The sequence below is a fragment of the Ruegeria sp. BC7 genome (assembly GCF_056539165.1).
The window spans coordinates 47,099-65,482 of sequence record NZ_JBQFUL010000007.1 but is presented as its reverse complement, the minus strand read 5'-3'; the positions used below and the strand labels follow the sequence as shown (position 1 = coordinate 65,482).

Below are 18,384 nucleotides of genomic sequence, written 5' to 3'. Positions count from 1 at the left end.
ACGCACAGGTCAGAAGCCGTGCAAGAGGGTTTCCAACCTCTTCTTCAACCCGAACGCACTAAGGGCAAAGCGCGGAGGCACCGGCGGCCGCGCCTGACCTGATCAAATGTCCAGAGTGTTCTCTTTTTCCCACCGACTAAAGTGGCTGACGAACGAATTCCATTCCTGATGCTTCATCTTGAGAAACGCGGTCGAGAACTCCTCGCCCATCATCGTTTTCAACTCGGAATCCTTGTCATAGGCGCGCAGGCCGTCCAGCATATTGAGCGGCAGCTTCGGAGCATCCGTAACCGTGTGCCCTTCGGCATACATATCGATATCGTATCGCTGGCCCGGATCGGCCTTGGTTCGTATTCCGGACAGACCAGCCGCGATAATCACCGCCTGTAGCAAATAGGGGTTTGCAGCCCCGTCCGCCAAGCGCAGCTCGAACCGGCCGGGGCCCGGTACGCGAACCATGTGGGTCCGGTTATTGCCGGTCCACGTCACGGTATTGGGAGCCCACGTTGCTCCGGACATGGTGCGCGGAGCGTTGATCCGTTTGTAGCTGTTGACGGTCGGGTTGGTGATCGCGGCAAGCGCGCTGGCGTGTTTCATGATCCCGCCAAGGAAATGCTTGCCCTTTTCACCAAGCCCGACTTCTCCGGTCGGGCCGTCCCCTGCGCCCGCAAAGACGTTGGTCTTCGCCTCCGCGCCCGGTGCATCCCAGACCGAGATATGGGCATGGCAGCCATTCCCTGTCAGCCCCTCGATCGGCTTTGGCATGAAGGTTGCGCGAAAGCCGTGTTTTTCCGCGACTGATTTGGTCATGAACTTGAAAAAGGAATGTTTGTCAGCCGTTCTCAGGACATCATCAAATTCCCAGTTCATTTCAAACTGGCCGTTGGCATCCTCGTGATCGTTCTGATACGGCCCCCAGCCAAGTTCCAGCATGTAATCACAAATCTCACGAACCACGTCATAGCGGCGCATCACCGCCTGCTGGTCGTAACAGGGCTTTTCAGCCGTGTCGTATGGGTCGCTGATCTGGTCGCCGTCCGGTGTCAGCAGAAAGAACTCGGCCTCGATCCCGGTTTTCACATGCAAACCTTCGGCAGCAGCTTCGTCGATCAGGCGGCGCAGCACGTTGCGGGGGGCTTGCGCCACATCGTCGCCCTCCATCACGCAGTTCGCGGCAACCCAGGCGACCTCGGGCTTCCACGGCAACTGAATAACCGAAGACGGATCGGGCACCGCCAGCATGTCAGGATGCGCAGGGGTCATATCCAGCCAAGTGGCAAACCCGGCAAACCCTGCGCCTTCTTCCTGCATCTCGGCGATCGCCTGCGCCGGCACCAGTTTCGCGCGTTGTCCACCGAACAGGTCAGTGAACGAAATCATGAAGTACTTTATGCCTTTTTCCTTGGCGAAAGCAGCCAGATCAGTCGTCATGCTCAGCTTTCCTTTCCCTGTTGCTTGAGTACAAAAAGCGCAGCCCCCATAGGGACCGCGCGTCTAGTGTTCAGAACCCTGCTTTGCCCGGATACCAGTCCGTTCCCGCAAGAGGCACCTTGGCCATCGCCGCAGCCTCCATAGTCAGGGCGCACAAATCCTCGGGCTCGAGATTGTGCAGGTGATTGTGACCGCAGGCGCGGGCAATGGTCTGCGCCTCAAGCGTCATCACCTTGAGGTAATTGCGCAACCGCCGACCGGCATCGACCGGATCAAGACGCGCGGCAAGTTCTGGGTCTTGCGTGGTGATGCCGGCGGGATCCTGCCCTTCGTGCCAGTCGTCATAAGCTCCGGTAGTGGTCCCCAGTTTCTGATATTCGGATTCCCATTTCGGGTCGTTGTCTCCGATCGCAATCAGCGCGGCGGTGCCAATGGCAACCGCATCCGCCCCCAACGCCATCGCCTTGGCCACATCAGCGCCGGTACGGATTCCCCCCGAGATCACCAGTTGCACCTCACGATGAACCCCTAAATCCTGCAACGCTTGGACTGCGGGCCGGATACAGGCCAATGTCGGAATTCCTACATGTTCGATAAACACGTCCTGCGTTGCTGCGGTGCCGCCTTGCATACCGTCCATGACGACAACATCGGCACCGGCTTTCACCGCGAGTGCAGTGTCATAATACGGGCGTGTCGCTCCGACTTTGACATAGATCGGCACTTGCCAGCCCGTGATTTCACGCAGTTCGAGGATTTTGATCTCCAGATCGTCCGGACCGGTCCAATCCGGGTGACGACAGGCCGAGCGTTGATCGATGCCCTTGGGCAAAGTGCGCATTTCAGCCACGCGGTCACTGATCTTTTGGCCCAGCAGCATCCCTCCTCCGCCGGGTTTCGCGCCCTGCCCCACAACGATCTCGATCGCGTCTGCTTTGCGCAAGTCGTCCGGGTTCATGCCATACCGCGAGGGTAAATATTGATACACCAGCTTGGTAGAATGGCCTCTTTCTTCGGGCGTCATTCCGCCGTCGCCAGTGGTTGTGGATGTTCCCGCCATCGACGCGCCCCGCCCCAGTGCCTCTTTTGCCGGACCAGACAGCGCACCAAAGCTCATACCGGCAATTGTGATCGGAATATCAAGCTCGATGGGGGACTTGGCATATCGAGTGCCGAGTGTGACCGACGTATCGCAACGCTCGCGGTAACCTTCCAGCGGATACCGGCTAACGCTTGCTCCTAGAAACAACAGGTCGTCAAAATGCGGAACCTTGCGTTTCGCGCCACCCCCTCGAATGTCGTAGATACCGGTGGCAGCCGCGCGCCGGATCTCGGCGTTGATCGGGTTGGAAAACGTCGCTGATTGAATCGGGGCCGTGCGGGGGATGCCATTATTGTCCATGTCCTTCATATCCCTCAATAATCCTGCGCGTTATCAACGTCGAAATTATACAGCTTGCGGGCTGAACCATAGCGCCTGAACTCCTCTGGTTTTGCGTCGCTTTCTGCACGCTTCAGCAGGTCAGCCAGAATGTCCAGATGCTCGGGGCGCATCTCTTTTTCGATGCAGTCCGCGCCCAGACTTTTGACCGAACCGCGCACAAATAGCCGCGCCTCATAGAGGGAATCTCCCAACGCGTCGCCTGCATCGCCGCAGACCACCAGATTGCCCGCCTGTGCCATGAATGCCGACATGTGGCCGATATTGCCATGCACCACGATGTCTATCCCCTTCATCGAGATTCCGCAGCGCGAGCTGGCATTACCCTTGACCACCAGCAAGCCGCCATGCCCGGTCGCGCCAGCGTATTGGCTGGCGTCACCCTCGACCACAACGGTGCCGGACATCATGTTCTCGGCCACGCCCGGACCAACGGAACCTTCGACCCTGATCGTGGCCTGTTTGTTCATGCCCGCGCAGTAGTATCCTGTCGAACCCTTGACCGTGACTTCAATCGGCGCGTCCAGACCGACGGCTATGGCGTGGCTACCCTTCGGGTTTACCACCTGCCAGAAAGACTGGTTGGTAACCTGGTTTTGGGCCTGCAAAGCAGAGTTGAGACCACGCAGGCCGTTCACAGAAACATCGTATGTCTGCATATCAGTGGCTCCAGAAATAGACGGTGGCGGGTTCGGGTTCCCAGACTTTCGCGCCTTCGATTCCCGGCAGGTTGACCAACGCACGATACTCGCTGCCAAAGGCCACATATTGATCGGTTTCGGCCATCACCGCAGGCTTGCATGCAATCGGATCACGGACCACGCCAAACCCGTCTTTTGTGCCGACGACAAAGGTGAAGAACCCGTCCAGATCCTCCAGGCTGCTCTCTAGCGCCTCACCCAAAGAGGCACCGTTCTGCATCTTCCACGTCAGATAGGCCGCCCCAACCTCGGTATCGTTCATCGACTCGATCCGAACACCCTCGCGGCGCAACTTGCGACGCAATGAGTTGTGGTTCGACAAGGAGCCATTGTGCACCAGACACTGGTCGCCACCCGTCGAAAACGGATGAGCGCCTTCGGTTGTCACAGCGGATTCAGTCGCCATGCGCGTATGGCCAATGCCATGAGAACCGCGCATCGAAGAGACCGTGAACCGACTGGCGACGTCTTTCGGCAGGCCGACCTCTTTATAGATTTCGATCACATCGCCGCCGGACATGATACGCAAGCCCGGACGCAGTTCGCGCAGCGCTTGGCGTGCCCGATCTATCTGCTGACTGTCCATTGAAAGAACGGCGTGGGTGTCATTTGCCGCCAAGGAAACCTCGGCCTCAATGGCGCTACCCAGTTCATGTGCAAGCGTTGCAAAGTCAACATCGGGCGTGTCCGACTGAATGGTCAGCTTGCCTTTTCCTTCCGTTTCCCGACCATAGATCGCAATGCCTGCGCTGTCCGGTCCGCGATCCGTCATGGTGATCAGCATATCCGTAAGCAGCTCGCCCAATCTGGGTTCGAGGGTCTTGTCTTTCAAAAAGATGCCGACAATCCCGCACATCTGATGAATCTCCTGTAGTGAACTTGCAGGAGAGATATCACTGTCAGGAATGTTATTCAACTGATAAGAAACTATCTCGGAAGGTAAATCCTCCGATCCGCCGCGCCTTACCGAATTTTTAACCAGCGGTATTCGGGTAGGAAATGACGGACAGGAACCTGATCGGCAACTCGATCAACTCCTCCGGGCCGTGTGGGGCATCGGCGTCAAAGAAAAGCGTGTCCCCCGGTCTAAGATGATACATTTGCGACCCGTGACGATACAGAACCTGACCTTCAAGAACATATAAGAACTCCAACCCATCGTGCTGGAATGTCGGGAAGGTGTCCGACTCTTCACTGAGGGTGATCAAATAGGGCTCGGTGACGATGCCGCTTGAGTTCGATCCCAGATGCCCCAGCAGATTATACTGATGACCCGCCCTTGTCCCGGCACGCTCGATCTCAAGCCCGGTACCGGCGCGCGTGTGGATAGCCTCGCGCTTTTCCTCAAATCCACGAAAAAAAGTCGTCAAAGGGACTCCCAGCCCGTGCGCCAGAAGTTGAAGCGTCGTCAATGACGGCGAAGTCATTCCGTTCTCGATCTTGGACAACATCCCGATGGACAGGCCGGTCTGCTCGGCCAATTCCTTGACCGTTATTCCACGGTTTTGCCTAAGCGCCTTGACTTCTTTGCCAATCGCAACTTCCAGGTTGCGCTCTTTCTCGACGCGAACCCGATGCGGATCCTGCGCCAAAGGCAGAGAACTGCCTACCCCTTGATTTGCGCCCTGCCCCATGATCCCAATCCTGATTTGCCTCACCGCGTCATATCCGACGAAGCTACCAAATTGAATCTATAGGTGCAGAAAATTCACGTCACTGAAAAAGACCGGCCAACCTCGGCAAAGTCAGTAACGTCAAGCGGGGCGATCTCGATCCGGGTTTCCGAAAGTCGCGTCTGGATATCGGCACGCAACGCCTTCATGGGTTCCATCCGGCGGGCACAGAGGACAAGATCGTAGATTAGCGCCCTCTGCGAAAGGTTCTGGGCCGATCAAAACGCATCGCAACCATATTCAAATTATCCGGGACGCGCCTGTGATTTCTACAGGCGCGCGCCCTCGCAGTTTACTCAGCCGGTGAGGTTGCGGTGACCCATTCCCGGTCTGGCGCACGGTCGTCACCCGACGAGAAACGGAGAGTGCCCATCAACCAATCGGTCAGAGGAAAAGTAACGTTGAAGTTGGCATCATGCATCATATCGCGATTATGGTGCACAGTGTGGAACAGGCACAGATATTTCCAACCGGGAAGGAGACTGAAAACGCGCTCGGTTCTTGTGCTTCGAGGCACATGGAAACTGAAGTGCAGAATCTCGTACATCAGATATTGCGAAATCACGACTGTGCCAAATAGCAGACCCACATTCATATTGAACAGCCATGTCAAAAGCAGACCGCCGGGAACGGCAATCAGGACTGTGAACAACATGATCAGATAGATTGGAAAGATCACCACGCGCCAATCCAAAACCATCTGATAACCCATATCGTGTTCTTCAAAAAAGGTATGATGATCACCGGTATGACGCTGATAAAACAGCTTCATGATCTTGGTCTTGCGATGACCGAACCACCTGTGCGCAGAATAATCCGCGATGTTGCTTCCGATGATCGCTATCGGGACAATCCACAAGTCCACCCATTCAAAACCATTCAGGTTGGAAAGAGCAAACCACATCAGCCCACCGGCAACGGTACACAAGGTCATCAAGTGAATCCCGCCGCTGTAATAGGGGCTTATTTTCGCCCGGTATTTTGCCCGAAACCTTTCACGCGACTCGTCACTCATCTCCAAATCCTCCTCAAAACTTTGTTAATGGCCAGATGTGATATTCAGGCAGACGACTCCGCCAGAGAAACGGGCCGAGGTGCCTCGACCGGTGTCAGTTGGTAGTCTTTCAGCCGAACTTTCCGCGTCTGCAGGCGGTATTCCCACGAAAAGCCAGGCCAAAGCGCGGTGTTTTTCCCCGAGCTTGTCAGGTACCAGCTGTTGCAACCGGACATCCAAGTGGTCTTTTTCATGCGGTTTTGCAGCCAGGTATTGAACTTGTCCTGCACGTGTTTGTGCACATCAAATGATGCAACCCCGGCCGCATCCATCTGCCGAACCATGTCCATGATGTAGTTAAACTGCGACTCAAAATAGAAAATCATCGAAGTATGCCGGACACGGTATTCGGCCCCATAAGCAACATCAGGTTCGGGAACCCTGAAACAGTTACGCCCTTATAGGCTTCTGCACCGTCCGCCCAGGCGCCATTAATGCTCAGCCCGTTCGCGCCTGTAATTGGATAGGGCGCGGCCTCGGTGGGAACCTTGAAACCTGTCGCGCAGACGATTGCATCGACCTCTACCGCGCGCCCTGTTCCGTCGATTATCGTGTTGCCCCGAATTTCCCCCACGCCGTCCGTGATCAGATCGACATTCCGCTTTACAAGCGCCGGGTACCATTCGTTGGACAGCAGAGTTCTCTTGCATCCCACCTTATAGTCAGGAGTCACCTTGCGACGCATTTCCGGGTCTTTGATGACGCTGTTGATGTGTTTTTCACCCATTCGCTGAGCGATCGGCGTAAGCGGCGTGTCATAAACGATGACCGGCGATTTTGCCTCGGCGCTCCAGTAGATCAGTTGCCGTCTAAGGTATTGCAACAGAGGGAACCGGCGGAAGCGGTTTTTGCTGACTGCATCAAAAGTCCGCTCCGGTTTGGGTAGAACCCAGGATGGCGTCCGCTGAAACACACTTAGCTTCGAGACCTGATCCGCAATGGCAGGCACAACTTGAATAGCACTGGCACCGCTGCCGATCACCGCCACTCGTTTGCCGGTCAGATCATAGTCGTTATCCCAGACCGCCGTGTGCAGCACCTTGCCGTCGAAGGACTCAAAACCTTCTATCTGCGGATAAGCGGGATCGCTGAGAGAACCGTGGCCTGCTATCAGAAGATTGGCTTCGATGGTTTTGCCTTCTTCGGTCGTGGCTTTCCAGACATTGCGTTGATCGTCGAACGTGGCACTGTTGATTGTCGTGTTGAACTCGATGAACTGATGCAGGTCGTATTTGTCAACGCAATGACGGATGTAGTCCAGAATCTCACCCTGTTCGCCAAAGGCACGGGACCATTCGGCGTAGGGCTCAAATGAATAGGAATACAGGTGGGACTGCACATCGCAGGCCGCACCAGGATAGGTGTTGTCCCGCCAGGTTCCACCATCCTCGGACCCACGCTCGTAAATCCGAAAGTTGGTGTAGCCCGCCTCTTTGAGCTTGATCGCAATTCCCAACCCCGAAAATCCGGTGCCGATGATTGCGATATTGAATTGGCCTGATCGGAAACTCATTTCTTCCCTCTCGACGTTCGACTGCACACCGCGTTCAAAGCGGGGTGCGAGACATAATCTGTTCGATTTCCGGCTCAACCTGCACGCCGACGCTGTTGAGAATGCTGGCAAGTCCGGTATAGGTGGCGATCAGGAACAAGAGCTCGATCAAGAGCTTCTGATCCAGATGGTCTGTCAGCGACTTCCATGTCTCTGGCGAGACCGCGTGCGCGTCGATCATCTCGTCGACGGCCGTCAGGATGGCGCGTTCATCCGCAGACCAACCTTCGGCTTCTGGTCCCTGCGGGATGCGGCGTATGTCGGCCACGGTCAAGCCAGCACGCATTCCGATATCGCAATGATGGCTCCATTCATAAAACGAGCGGGTCTTCCACCCTACGCGCAACAGCGCCAATTCGGTTTGTCGCCGGGTCAGTTCACCTTTGGGCATGATCTTCGCGTTGAATTTCGCAAAGGAGAAATAGACGCGGAAATTTCGGAAAAAGGTCTGAAACAGGTTCGTTGATATTGCACCGCCAATCTTGACTATCATGTGCAGGACGAACCGTTTGTAAGGACCAAGTTCTGACTTACTCAAAGGGGTCAGCCGAGCAGAGTCCAGTTTCTTCCATCCGCCCTCTGGCTCAAGGTCTAGCAACGAGTCTTTCGTCACGTCTATCTCCGTCATTTGATCAGGTGCGCAACCGGCGGCTCCGCGACGAGGGCACGACCTTTCGCAAGACACTTGTAAAAACACGCCTCGCTATCGCGCATGAGTTTCTGACGACAACGGGGCTGAGCGTCTCCGCAGCCGCCTGGCGCGTCGGATATTCAGAGCCGTCCAGTTTCGTGCGCGCGTATTCCCGCGAATATGGCGGACCACCGCGAAGGGTCACGCGCGGGAGCCCCCGTGAATAATTGGGCGCTGGCAGCGACCCCGGTTGCGATATGTCAATGAAACGAGGCGGGCCAGAACATGCCGCACCCGTCGCGCAAACGCAGCTCTCTTACGCCCACAGACCGAACAAACGTCAGCTTTGCTGCTTAATCGCACCAATAACGACGTCCAAAGCCTTGTCCAGATCCTCCCGCGAAATCGTTAGAGGCGGAGATAGGGTCAGAACACAGCCCTGGCTGATCTTGAAACTCACGCCTCCATTAAGGCAGGCATAGTAGATACGTTCGGCGCAGGCATTGTCGGCCTCACGAGTGCTGCGGCTTTTGACGATTTCAACACCGAACATCAAACCCCGCCCTCGAATGTCCCCTACTATTTCGACCTCGCTCAACTCGGTCTGCAAACGAGCCATGGCGTGCCTTCCCAAGTCGGCGGAACGCTCGACCAGCCCCTCGTCTTCGATGATCTCGATCGTAGTCAATGCAGCCCGGGCCGTAACCGGGTTCTTTTCATGTGTGTAGTGCCCGATCGCAAAATCACCGCAGACGTCCAAGTCTTGACGGGTGACACACGCGGCGATGGGCAGGATGCCGCCACCCAGCGACTTGCCCAACGTTACAATGTCGGGAATTATCTCGTCATGCTCGAAGGCGAACATCTTTCCGGTCTTGCCCAAGCCCGTCGGTATCTCGTCCATGATCAGCAGGGCGCCGTGTTTATTGCATGCCTCGCGCACGGACTTCCAAAACCCGGCCGGCGGCACATAGGGAACGGCACGCATCGGTTCAGCGATTACGGCGGCCACGTCGCCTTCTCGTTCCAATGCAAACTCGACCATTTTTGCGCAGGCCAGCCCACAGGTTTCCGGGCCGGGATGATTGTATGGACAGCGATAACAGGCAAACGGTGCCACATGTTCCGCGCCCGGCAGCAACGGGCCTGCAATATGACTGCGGAATGTCGCCTCGCCGCCGACCGAGGATGCGCCGAAACCCGCCCCGTGGAAGGCATCCCAGAAGCTAACGGTTTTGAAACGACCCGTTGAGGCACGCGCGATTTTCAATGCGACCTCATTGGCGTCGGACCCACCGGTTGTGAACAGAGATTTGTTCAAGTCTCCCGGAGCGATCTCGGCCAGTTTCTCGGCCAGCTCAACGGCAGGATCATTTGTAAACCGACGCGGAGCAAAGGGCAGATCATCAAGCTGTTTTTTGATCGCAGCCACCAGCCGAGGGTGGCCGTACCCAATATGGTGCACGGAATTTCCGTGAAAATCCATATACCTGCGCCCATCCATATCCTCGATCCAAATGCCTTCGGCCTTGGCAATGGTACTCACACAGGGGCTGGACAAACTCTGATGAAGAAACGCGTTCGAGTCGCGCTTTAACAGTGGTTCAGATCGAGGTCCAATCGAAGACTTCAACCAGTTTCGGCGGGCTTCAGACGTATTCGACTCGCCTTCGGTATGGGTGATTTTAACGTCCATCAGTTTCTCGATTTTGGCTGGCTGTTTGCTGAAATCAAACGACGAGGCACCGTTACCGGAGCCTCGCCGCATTACCGTTCCATTGTTGACTGGCGACGGCTCAATTTGGCCACGGCAACGAGTAGGTCTTTACGTTGGTGAAGAACTTCATCGCTTCGATCACGCCTTCCTTCACGCCATTCCCGCTGTCCTTGATCCCGCCAAACGGTGACATCTCGATCCTGTATCCGGGCTGTTCCCAGATATTACAGGTTCCGACGTTCAGCCCGTTGATATAAGCAATCGCGCGGTTCAGATCGTTGGTGCAGACCCCAGATGACAATCCGAACTCGGTTGAGTTTGAAATCGCCATAACATCATCGTCATTGTCGGGCACGCGGACGATGGGGACGATGGGACCAAAGGTTTCCTCCATCACCAGCTCGCTGTCATGGGGCACCTTATCAACCACAATCGGAGGCAGCAAAGCCCCCTGTCGGCCGGGGTGATACAGGATTTCGGCCCCTTCCTTTTCGGCCATGAAGACGCGGTTCTCGAAGACTTCCGCTGCCTTGTCGTGGATCACACACCCAAGCTCTGTCTCTGGGTCCTGCGGATCGCCGAACTTGATCTTTTTAGCCTTTTCCAGAACCAGCGGCACAAATTTGTCTGCGACACTTTCCTGAACCAGAATGCGCTTGATCGCGGTGCACCGCTGACCCGAGTTACCCGTAGCGCCCGCAACGGCAATGGTGGCGGCTTTGTCCAAATCCGCATCCGACAGATCGTTCAAAACGATCAGGGGATCGTTTCCGCCCAATTCCAGAGCCTGACGTTTGTAGACACCTTTGGCCGCGATCATCTTCCCGACCGGAACCCCGCCGGTAAAAGTGATGATGTCGATATTTTCATTGGTGACCATTTCGTCACCGATGTCCTGCGGCCAGCCAGTGACAACCTGGAACATTTCAGGCGGCAGACCGGCCTCGTACAGAATGTCAGCCAACGTCAGGCAGGTCATCGGCGTCAATTCCGTCGGTTTGCAGACCATGCAGTTGTTGGTGGCGATCGACGGCGCGATCTTGTGACTGACCATGTTGAGCGGGTGATTGAACGGCGTGATCGCACTGATCGCGGTCACCGGCTCTCGCGTTGTGAAGATTTTACGCGCCTTGCCGTTATGGGTCAGATCGCACGAGAATATCTCACCATCGTCCTTCAGCGCTTCGGCCGCGGCGAACTGATAGACATCCTGCGCGCGTTTCGTTTCGTAAATCGCGTGCTGGTGGCAGATGCCCAATTCCAGCACCAACCACTTCGCCAGATATTCCCGACGCTCGCCAATCAGTTCTCCGGCGCGTTGCAGAATTTGGCTGCGTTCATAGCGGGTCAGCTTGGGCTTGTAGTTCGCTGCGATCTCGAACGCCTTGCGCGCATGTTCGGCGTTACCCGCAGGAACATATCCAACCACTTCGTTCGTGTAGGGATAGAGAACTGGAACCTTGTCATCGGTAAAGACAACCTCTCCGCCGATCCGCATGCCTTCGTTTCTGATTTCGGCTTCACTCATGACTTGATCTTTCATGGTTACTGCGCCGCCGCTGTTGTGGCGTAGAAGAACGCATCAAAGTTTCGCAGATCGGGCGCGTTGCCCAGATCAATCACGCGGTTCACGATAAAGGGCACTTCCTGCTCTGTCAGCCCGCCATGACTGCGCAGGGGCTCCTTGAGCGCGGCCAGATCATGGCGGTCCGCCGAGGTTCCGATGGTCATGTTCTCGCCCGAGATCATCACGATATCGCCGATACGATCCGCAGGAAGTTCAAAGCGTCGGATCGCTTCGTCTTTATCGACCACAAGGATCAATTCTTCCCGAGCGTCCAGTTTGGCCATGATGTCCGCAACATCCGCGCCCTCGGGCAAATAGGCGGTGGCAAATGCACCAAGCGCACCGTGGTGCACCACGTAGGGATCGGTGATCGGAAGGATCACGCGCGCCTGACCTTCACCCAGCCATTCATCCATAAGGTCCTGCGCATAAATGACATTTGGTTCGCCATCGGCGTTGTGCTTGGGCTTCATCCCGTGATCGGCGGTGACAACGATGGCCGCTCCCATCTCGTCCAACTGTGCGAGGTACCTGTCAAACATTGCATAGAAATCCAGAGCGCCCTGTTGGTCCGGCGCAAACTTGTGCTGGATATAATCCGTCGTCGACAGGTACATGATATCGGGCTTGAACTCTTTCAGCAGCTTGACGCCAGCCGCAAAGACGAACTCGGACAGCTCGGCCGAATAAACCTCGGGCACGGGCATGCCCAACCACGCGCTGGCATTGTCGATGCCATGTTCTGCCTTGGTGGTTTCCCCTGCGCGCTCAGACGAAAACGCGACGGCGCGGTCTTCGTCGAACTTCAGGCCAGCCCCCAGCAATGCGCGCAGCTTGTCCTTGGCGGTTACCATCGCGACGCGATACCCGGCCTCGTAAAACTGCGAGAAGATAGTCGGCGCGCGCAGGAACCGCACATCGTTCATCATCACTTCTTCACCGCTGTCCGGATCAATCAGGTAGTTACCGCAAATCCCATGCACGATCGGAGGGCGACCCGTCGCAATCGACAGGTTATTCGGGTTGGTGAAGGACGGAATAACGGAATGAGCCAGCCGATCGGTGCCCGTCTCGCGTATCCGCTTGAGCGTGGGCATCAATCCCTTTTGGATGGCTACTTCCAGATATTCAGGCTCGCACCCATCCAGACAAATGGCAATGGCGGGAACCTTTGGGGCCGGATAGACACGCTCGTTTGCGGTCACGGGGGAATGAATTGTCATTTTCGGTGGTCCTTTGTGTCTTAAGCTGCCAGCTTGGCGCGTTCTTCCAATGCCTGAACCGGGGGGGCAGCGTTTGCGACACCCATCTCGGCCAGAGAATCCTTGGCTGCGGCCACAACCTGCCGCATCACTTGTTCATCCATTTGCCCAATGCAGCCGACACGGAAACTGTCGACAACAGTCAGCTTACCCGGATAGATGATAAACCCTCTATCCTTCATCAAATCGTAGAAGCGGCCGAACTCAAAACGCTCATCAGCCGGGCAGAAAAAAGTCACGATGATAGGGCTCAGCCAGCGGTTCTGCAGCAGCGTCTCAAAACCCAGTTCCCGCATTCCAGCGACCATCACATCCCGGTTAGACGTGTACCGCGCGCCGCGTCCGGCAACTCCGCCCTCGGCCTCGTGCGCCTTCAACGCTTCGAGAAACGCCGCAACAACATGGGTTGGCGGCGTAAAGCGCCACTGACCCGTTTTTTCCATATGAGCCCACTGCGCATGTGCATCCAGCGACAGCGAGTGACTATTGCCCTTTGCGGCAACAAGTTCAGATTTGCGCGCGATGACAAAGCCGAAACCAGGCACACCTTCAATGCACTTATTGGCGGACGAGACCATCGCCTCGTACCGGATTTCCGAAGGCTTCAAGTCGATCGCCCCAAAAGCAGACATTGAATCGATGAGCAACTTGCGACCGGCTGCATAGACTGCTTCTGAAATTTCCTCGACCGGATTCAAAATACCCGAGGACGTTTCGCAGTGGATTGCCACGACATGCGTTATGGTTGGGTCGTTGGCCAGAATCTCCGCCACTTCGGAACCACGCGGCGGCAAGTAGTCGCCCTTGTCCAGAACCACATGATCGCGTCCCAGATAGTCCAACGTCTGCGCTGAACGCATCCCGTACGCCCCGTTTGCCAAGACCAGCGTCTTGCTTTTGCACGGGATGAAAGAGGACAACATGGATTCAACCGCAAAAGTCCCGCTGCCTTGTATCGGCACACAGTCGAATTCCTCGGCCCCCTCGCCCAGCAAAGCCAGCAGCCTAGCGCGCATGTCTCGGGTCATGGCTCGGAAGTCGTCATCCCAACTGCCCCAATCCTTGAGCATCGCGCGCTTGACGGCATACGAAGTCGTCAAAGGGCCGGGGGTCAGAAGATAGGGCTCACCCATCTTCGGAGGCTCAATCGAGTTTTCAGGTTTGGTCATCACCATGCTCCGATAACACGTTTCAAAGACACAATTGCAACGTCATCGGCTATATGTAAAATTGCAAAAATCAATCTTATGATAAGCTCCTCCTATACTTGACTTCAAAGGCAAAAACATGCGGCACAGCCAGTTAAAAGCGTTTCACCATGTGGCTCTTTACGGTGGTTTTTCCAGAGCGGCCGAGGCGCTTTTCCTGACCCAACCCGCGGTTTCCGAACAGGTTCGCAAGCTGGAACAGGATCACGATCTGCTGCTTTTCCAACGCGAGCGAAAGCGCGTGTTTCTCACCCCAGAGGGAGAAAAGCTGTTTCGCTTCACAAAGCAGTATTTTGAGGTCGAAAACCAGATCGAAGACTATCTGTCGGAATCCAGTGCGGCCGTGGACGGCGAACTTCGCATCATTGCGGATTCAGCGCACCATCTAGCCGACTTTCTTGGCCCATTTCAGGCGATGTATCCGAATTTAACCGTTTTGGTCCGATCCGGAAACACAAACGAGATCCTGGATGAGCTCAGGGCGTATAACGCGGAAATTGGGATCGTGGGCAGCCCCTCACCCGGCAAGGACATGACTGTTCTCAATCTCGGGGCAACGGAAATAGTTGCGTTTGCCGGGCCTGAGATTCTACCGGAAACTACAACTGAACTGAACTTCGACGAGCTGAAAGGCTTACCTCTGATTTTCCGCGAACAGGGGTCGAAGACCCGACAAAAACTCGAAGATGAAGCGCGCAGCAGAAGAATAAATCTAAAACCGGCCATCGTCGCCGAAGGCCGCGAAGCGGTACGAGAGCTTGTGGCATCCGGCGCGGGGATCGGATTTGTCTCGCGCGCCGAATACGGTCGCGACGACCGGCTGCGTCAGATCGAGCTGAAGGGCGTAAACCTGCAAATGGGTGAAAGCATGATTCACCTGACGCAGCGCGTCGAAGTCAAAGTCATCCGGTCGTTCATGGACTTTGTAAAACGCATCCAATCGGAAAAGGCGGCGGCCGAATGAACGTCAGGTTCACAGACTAACGACTGCGCCATGCCTGAGTTCTGTTTAGAATACCCTTAGACGCGACCAGGTGCAGAATTCTGGCAGCCGCGTTGGTGTAAAAGATCATCATTCCCATCGCCGCCGCAGGCGCAATATCACCAGCGTCGTCCATGTTCAGCACAGCGATCGATGCCAATGTCGTCTTGGGCGAGTACAGGAACACAACCGCTGAAACCGTCGTCATGGCATTGACGAAAAGATAGATCGAGATATCCAAGATCGCGGGCATGCACACGGGCACGGTCACTCGGGCAAACAGTTTCATGGTAGGTTGTTTGAGCGAAGCCGAGACGGACTCAAACTCAGTATCCATCTGTTTCAGTGCCGTCACCGCCGTCAGATGTGACACGGTATAGAAATGCGTCACCGAGCAGATGACCAGAATGGCCATAGTTCCGTAGATCGCATTCATCGGGTTGGACGGGTTGTTGAAGAAAAAGATGTAGGCAAGACCCAACACCATTCCCGGAATTGCCATCGGCAACATGGCGAACATCTGGAACAACGCACGACCGGTTCTGAAACCATTCGATTTTTCCACCAAATAGGCTCCGAAAAACACTATGGACGTGCCAAACACCGCAGTCAGAAATGCCATCTTGATCGAATTGAAGTACGAGCCCCAGCCGCCTCCGTCCATTTTGTCGAACTGATAGTTGTTCAAACTCAGGCTCAGGTCGTATGGCCAGAACTTGATCAAGGCCGCAAACTGGCAGACAGCCAGCAACCCGACAATGAACATGGCAATCAAGCTGCAATAGGCCAGCATGATCCCATCCAGTCGCGCGTTCGGTGAAGGCTGGTATGGCACGGACCGCGCGGACAGCAACGCAACCTGTTTCGATTGCACCAGACGGTCAATCGCAAAGGCCAAGATCGCAGGGACAACCAGCACAACTGACACCACCGCTCCCATCTCAAAGTTCTGCTGACCGATCACCTGTTTGTATATGTCTACCGCGAGGACGTTGAATTGACCGCCAATCACCTTTGGCAACCCGAAATCAGTTATCACAAGGTTGAAGACCACGAACGCCGCTGAAATCAGACCGTACCGCGCACCCGGAACAGTGACAGTCCAGAAGGTCCGCCAAGGGGTCGAACGCAGGCTCGACGCCGCTTCGTACAGACGCGCGTCCGAGATTGCCAAGGCTGTCGAAATAATGAGGAAAGCATGTGGGAAGGTGAAGAAAACGGACCCGATCACAATCCCGATGGGACCATAAATACTGGCACCAAACAGCAGTTCTTTCAGCATCCCTTGATTTCCGAACAGGTACACCAGCGCAATACCGGGCAGAAGCGACGGCACAAGGATCGGCGCCATTGCGACCAGACGGAACACGCCCTTGAACCGCATGCAACTGCGATTGAGTGCATAGGCAAACCAGAAGGCCAGCGAAACAGTGATCACGGTGCTGACAACCGCAATCCACAGCGAATTCTTGATCGAATTGAACAGCGCCGGAGTGGAAAAGTAGCTGACGAAGTTGTCCACACCAGTCGATTTCACCGGCCGTAGCTGAACACGTCTAAACGTGTTTGAATCAAGCTCGACCCAATCGGTACCCTTTTGCAGATTCGAGCCGACAAGAAAGCGGCCTTCTGGAACCGTGTTTCGGATTTGGTACATCACCGGGCTGCGGAAGCTGAAATCCGGGAAAAATGGTGTCACCGAAAGTCGCCCGTCAGAACCGGTCGACAGGTCTTGATCGGAGTACGCCCCAGTTTCCGAATTCAACTGGGCACCGTTCAGGATCGTGCCGTCGAAAACACCGTTTTCATCACTGACCTGAAATTCATATTGCGACAATTCCATCCGGTATGTCGAAAAGGACTTGGACAGCATCGCCCATAAGGGGAAGGCTAAGGTAACAACCAGGTAAAGCGCGATTACGATCATGCCTCCGCGCATGATAATGTCGTCGCGGCTCAGTTTGCCCTTGATGATTGGACCGGCGGGTAGTGCAGAGGATTGAGTCATCAGCCCTGCTCCGCCGGACTAAAGGCCAAGAGACGGTTGCAAGGCAGCTCGATTGTCATCCGACCACCTTCTTCAAGCCCCAGGCGGCGAACCGCGTTGATTGAGAAGTCCCCGATCAATTCTTCATCGCCAAACGTTTCATGCTGAAGCCGGCAGCGCCAGAACGATCCCAGAAACTCCATTTGTGAAATAAGGACTTCAAACGCATTCTCGGGTGTCGAGATGCTATCCGGCGCACCCGGCGACCGCGCCCCGTCGCCGTGCGGAATAATATCCTCGGGTCGGACCGCGGCCACAACTCGGTCGCCTTTACGGTGGGTGTGTGGCTCGCATTTCAGTGCCGAGCCGCCAAGCTCCAAAGTATCGGTATCCCCTGCGACAGCGGTCAATTGGTTCATCTCGCCAATGAAATCTGCAACAAACAGGTTGGAGGGGTGACGGTAGATCTCTGTTGGGGTGCCGACCTGCTCGATCACGCCGTGGTTCATGACCACGATCCGGTCGGCCATTGCCAGCGCCTCTTCCTGGTCATGGGTTACCATCACCGTTGTTACGCCCAGCTTTCGTTGTAGTTCTTTAATCTCATGCCTCAGATGCACACGCACCTTGGCATCCAGCGCAGATAGCGGCTCATCCAATAGCAACAGGCCCGGGTTTGTTGCGATGGCGCGCGCCAATGCGATCCGTTGTTGCTGCCCTCCGGACAATTGCGCCGGGTATTTGCTGCCCTGATCCGGCAGGCCAACCAGTTTCAACAGCTCGGCCACGCGCACGGTTATCTCGGACTTGCTGCGACCCGTATTTTCCAGACCAAACGCGATATTCTTCTCGATCGTAAGGTTGGGAAACAGCGCGTAGGACTGAAACACGATGCCAAAATCGCGCTCGGAGGGCGGAAGATTGGAAACATCCTTTCCGTCCTGCATCACCGTGCCTTTTGTCTGAAGGTCAAGACCCGCGATCGCACGCAGCAGAGTAGTCTTTCCGCACCCTGAGGGACCAAGAAAACAAATGAATTCCCCTTCATGGATGTCGAGCGAGATGTCTCTCAGCGCAAGAAATTCACCAAAGGCTTTCCATAGGTCTTGGATACTCAGATAGAGATCACCGGGAGAGGTTTTCTTAAGCACTGGGAGAGATCCTTGAGATTAGCGAAG

17 protein-coding genes are annotated in these 18,384 nt (G+C 55.6%); 2 read left to right on the top strand and 15 right to left on the bottom strand.

The window, feature by feature from the left end; translation table 11 throughout:
• Nucleotides 1–102 precede the first annotated feature (102 nt).
• The 9 genes from glnT to ACR0KS_RS16100 all read right to left on the bottom strand — a co-directional run bounded on the left by glnT (nucleotide 103) and on the right by ACR0KS_RS16100 (nucleotide 8,465).
• Nucleotides 103–1,431: a type III glutamate--ammonia ligase gene (gene glnT / locus ACR0KS_RS16140; protein ID WP_170417250.1), complete on the bottom strand. Its 1,329-nt coding sequence runs from the start codon at nucleotides 1,429–1,431 to the stop codon at nucleotides 103–105.
• A gap of 70 nt (nucleotides 1,432–1,501) precedes the next feature.
• Nucleotides 1,502–2,833, bottom strand: a complete 1,332-nt coding sequence (locus ACR0KS_RS16135; RefSeq protein WP_480681555.1) for an FMN-binding glutamate synthase family protein — start codon at nucleotides 2,831–2,833, stop codon at nucleotides 1,502–1,504.
• Nucleotides 2,834–2,847: 14 nt separating this feature from the next.
• Nucleotides 2,848–3,531 carry a GltB/FmdC/FwdC-like GXGXG domain-containing protein gene (locus ACR0KS_RS16130; protein WP_170417256.1) on the bottom strand — a complete coding sequence of 228 codons (684 nt, stop codon included), beginning with the start codon at nucleotides 3,529–3,531 and terminating at the stop codon, nucleotides 2,848–2,850.
• A 1-nt stretch (nucleotide 3,532) separates the two neighbouring features.
• Nucleotides 3,533–4,429: a class II glutamine amidotransferase gene (locus ACR0KS_RS16125; RefSeq protein WP_170417258.1), complete on the bottom strand. Its 897-nt coding sequence runs from the start codon at nucleotides 4,427–4,429 to the stop codon at nucleotides 3,533–3,535.
• A gap of 118 nt (nucleotides 4,430–4,547) precedes the next feature.
• On the bottom strand, nucleotides 4,548–5,207 hold the full coding sequence (locus ACR0KS_RS16120; protein WP_170417261.1) for an XRE family transcriptional regulator: 660 nt from the start codon (nucleotides 5,205–5,207) through the stop codon (nucleotides 4,548–4,550).
• A gap of 331 nt (nucleotides 5,208–5,538) precedes the next feature.
• Entirely contained in the window at nucleotides 5,539–6,261 is a 723-nt protein-coding gene (locus ACR0KS_RS16115; RefSeq protein WP_170567681.1) for a sterol desaturase family protein, read from the bottom strand.
• 44 nt (nucleotides 6,262–6,305) lie between these two features.
• Complete coding sequence (locus tag ACR0KS_RS16110; protein WP_170486240.1) at nucleotides 6,306–6,626, bottom strand: hypothetical protein; 321 nt, start codon at nucleotides 6,624–6,626, stop codon at nucleotides 6,306–6,308.
• Nucleotides 6,623–7,813 (bottom strand): flavin-containing monooxygenase, encoded by a 1,191-nt coding sequence (locus ACR0KS_RS16105; protein ID WP_170567683.1) that lies wholly within the window; start codon nucleotides 7,811–7,813, stop codon nucleotides 6,623–6,625. The genes ACR0KS_RS16110 and ACR0KS_RS16105 overlap by 4 nt, the downstream gene beginning before the upstream one ends.
• Before the next feature lie 34 nt (nucleotides 7,814–7,847).
• On the bottom strand, nucleotides 7,848–8,465 hold the full coding sequence (locus tag ACR0KS_RS16100) for a carboxymuconolactone decarboxylase family protein (RefSeq protein ID WP_170567685.1): 618 nt from the start codon (nucleotides 8,463–8,465) through the stop codon (nucleotides 7,848–7,850).
• Nucleotides 8,466–8,488: 23 nt separating this feature from the next.
• On the opposite strand from ACR0KS_RS16100, the gene ACR0KS_RS16095 reads away from it, so the two are divergent.
• Nucleotides 8,489–8,710 carry a helix-turn-helix domain-containing protein gene (locus ACR0KS_RS16095; RefSeq protein ID WP_170567687.1) on the top strand — a complete coding sequence of 74 codons (222 nt, stop codon included), beginning with the start codon at nucleotides 8,489–8,491 and terminating at the stop codon, nucleotides 8,708–8,710.
• A gap of 113 nt (nucleotides 8,711–8,823) precedes the next feature.
• Here ACR0KS_RS16095 and pbfA read toward each other — a convergent pair whose 3' ends face one another.
• From pbfA to ACR0KS_RS16075, 4 genes are read right to left on the bottom strand one after another with little or no spacing between them, the layout of a single operon-like run.
• Nucleotides 8,824–10,251 carry a (R)-1-hydroxy-2-aminoethylphosphonate ammonia-lyase gene (gene pbfA, locus ACR0KS_RS16090; RefSeq protein ID WP_480693265.1) on the bottom strand — a complete coding sequence of 476 codons (1,428 nt, stop codon included), beginning with the start codon at nucleotides 10,249–10,251 and terminating at the stop codon, nucleotides 8,824–8,826.
• 28 nt (nucleotides 10,252–10,279) lie between these two features.
• Nucleotides 10,280–11,728 (bottom strand): phosphonoacetaldehyde dehydrogenase, encoded by a 1,449-nt coding sequence (gene phnY, locus ACR0KS_RS16085; protein ID WP_170418539.1) that lies wholly within the window; start codon nucleotides 11,726–11,728, stop codon nucleotides 10,280–10,282.
• A gap of 17 nt (nucleotides 11,729–11,745) precedes the next feature.
• The gene (gene phnA / locus ACR0KS_RS16080; protein WP_170389101.1) at nucleotides 11,746–12,990 is read right to left on the bottom strand and encodes a phosphonoacetate hydrolase; all 1,245 of its coding nucleotides are present in this window, start codon (nucleotides 12,988–12,990) and stop codon (nucleotides 11,746–11,748) included.
• Between the two features lie 20 nt (nucleotides 12,991–13,010).
• Nucleotides 13,011–14,198 (bottom strand): 2-aminoethylphosphonate--pyruvate transaminase, encoded by a 1,188-nt coding sequence (locus ACR0KS_RS16075; protein ID WP_170418542.1) that lies wholly within the window; start codon nucleotides 14,196–14,198, stop codon nucleotides 13,011–13,013.
• Between the two features lie 118 nt (nucleotides 14,199–14,316).
• Between ACR0KS_RS16075 and ACR0KS_RS16070 the strand changes: the two genes are divergently transcribed.
• On the top strand, nucleotides 14,317–15,201 hold the full coding sequence (locus tag ACR0KS_RS16070; RefSeq protein WP_170567689.1) for a LysR substrate-binding domain-containing protein: 885 nt from the start codon (nucleotides 14,317–14,319) through the stop codon (nucleotides 15,199–15,201).
• Nucleotides 15,202–15,217: 16 nt separating this feature from the next.
• On the opposite strand, the gene ACR0KS_RS16065 is transcribed toward ACR0KS_RS16070, so the two are convergent.
• Both ACR0KS_RS16065 and ACR0KS_RS16060 read right to left on the bottom strand, forming a co-directional pair.
• Nucleotides 15,218–17,227: a putative 2-aminoethylphosphonate ABC transporter permease subunit gene (locus ACR0KS_RS16065; RefSeq protein WP_170418547.1), complete on the bottom strand. Its 2,010-nt coding sequence runs from the start codon at nucleotides 17,225–17,227 to the stop codon at nucleotides 15,218–15,220.
• Nucleotides 17,227–18,357 carry a putative 2-aminoethylphosphonate ABC transporter ATP-binding protein gene (locus tag ACR0KS_RS16060; RefSeq protein WP_170418550.1) on the bottom strand — a complete coding sequence of 377 codons (1,131 nt, stop codon included), beginning with the start codon at nucleotides 18,355–18,357 and terminating at the stop codon, nucleotides 17,227–17,229. Before ACR0KS_RS16060 ends, ACR0KS_RS16065 begins: the two co-directional genes overlap by 1 nt.
• Between the last annotated feature and the right edge of the window lie 27 nt (nucleotides 18,358–18,384).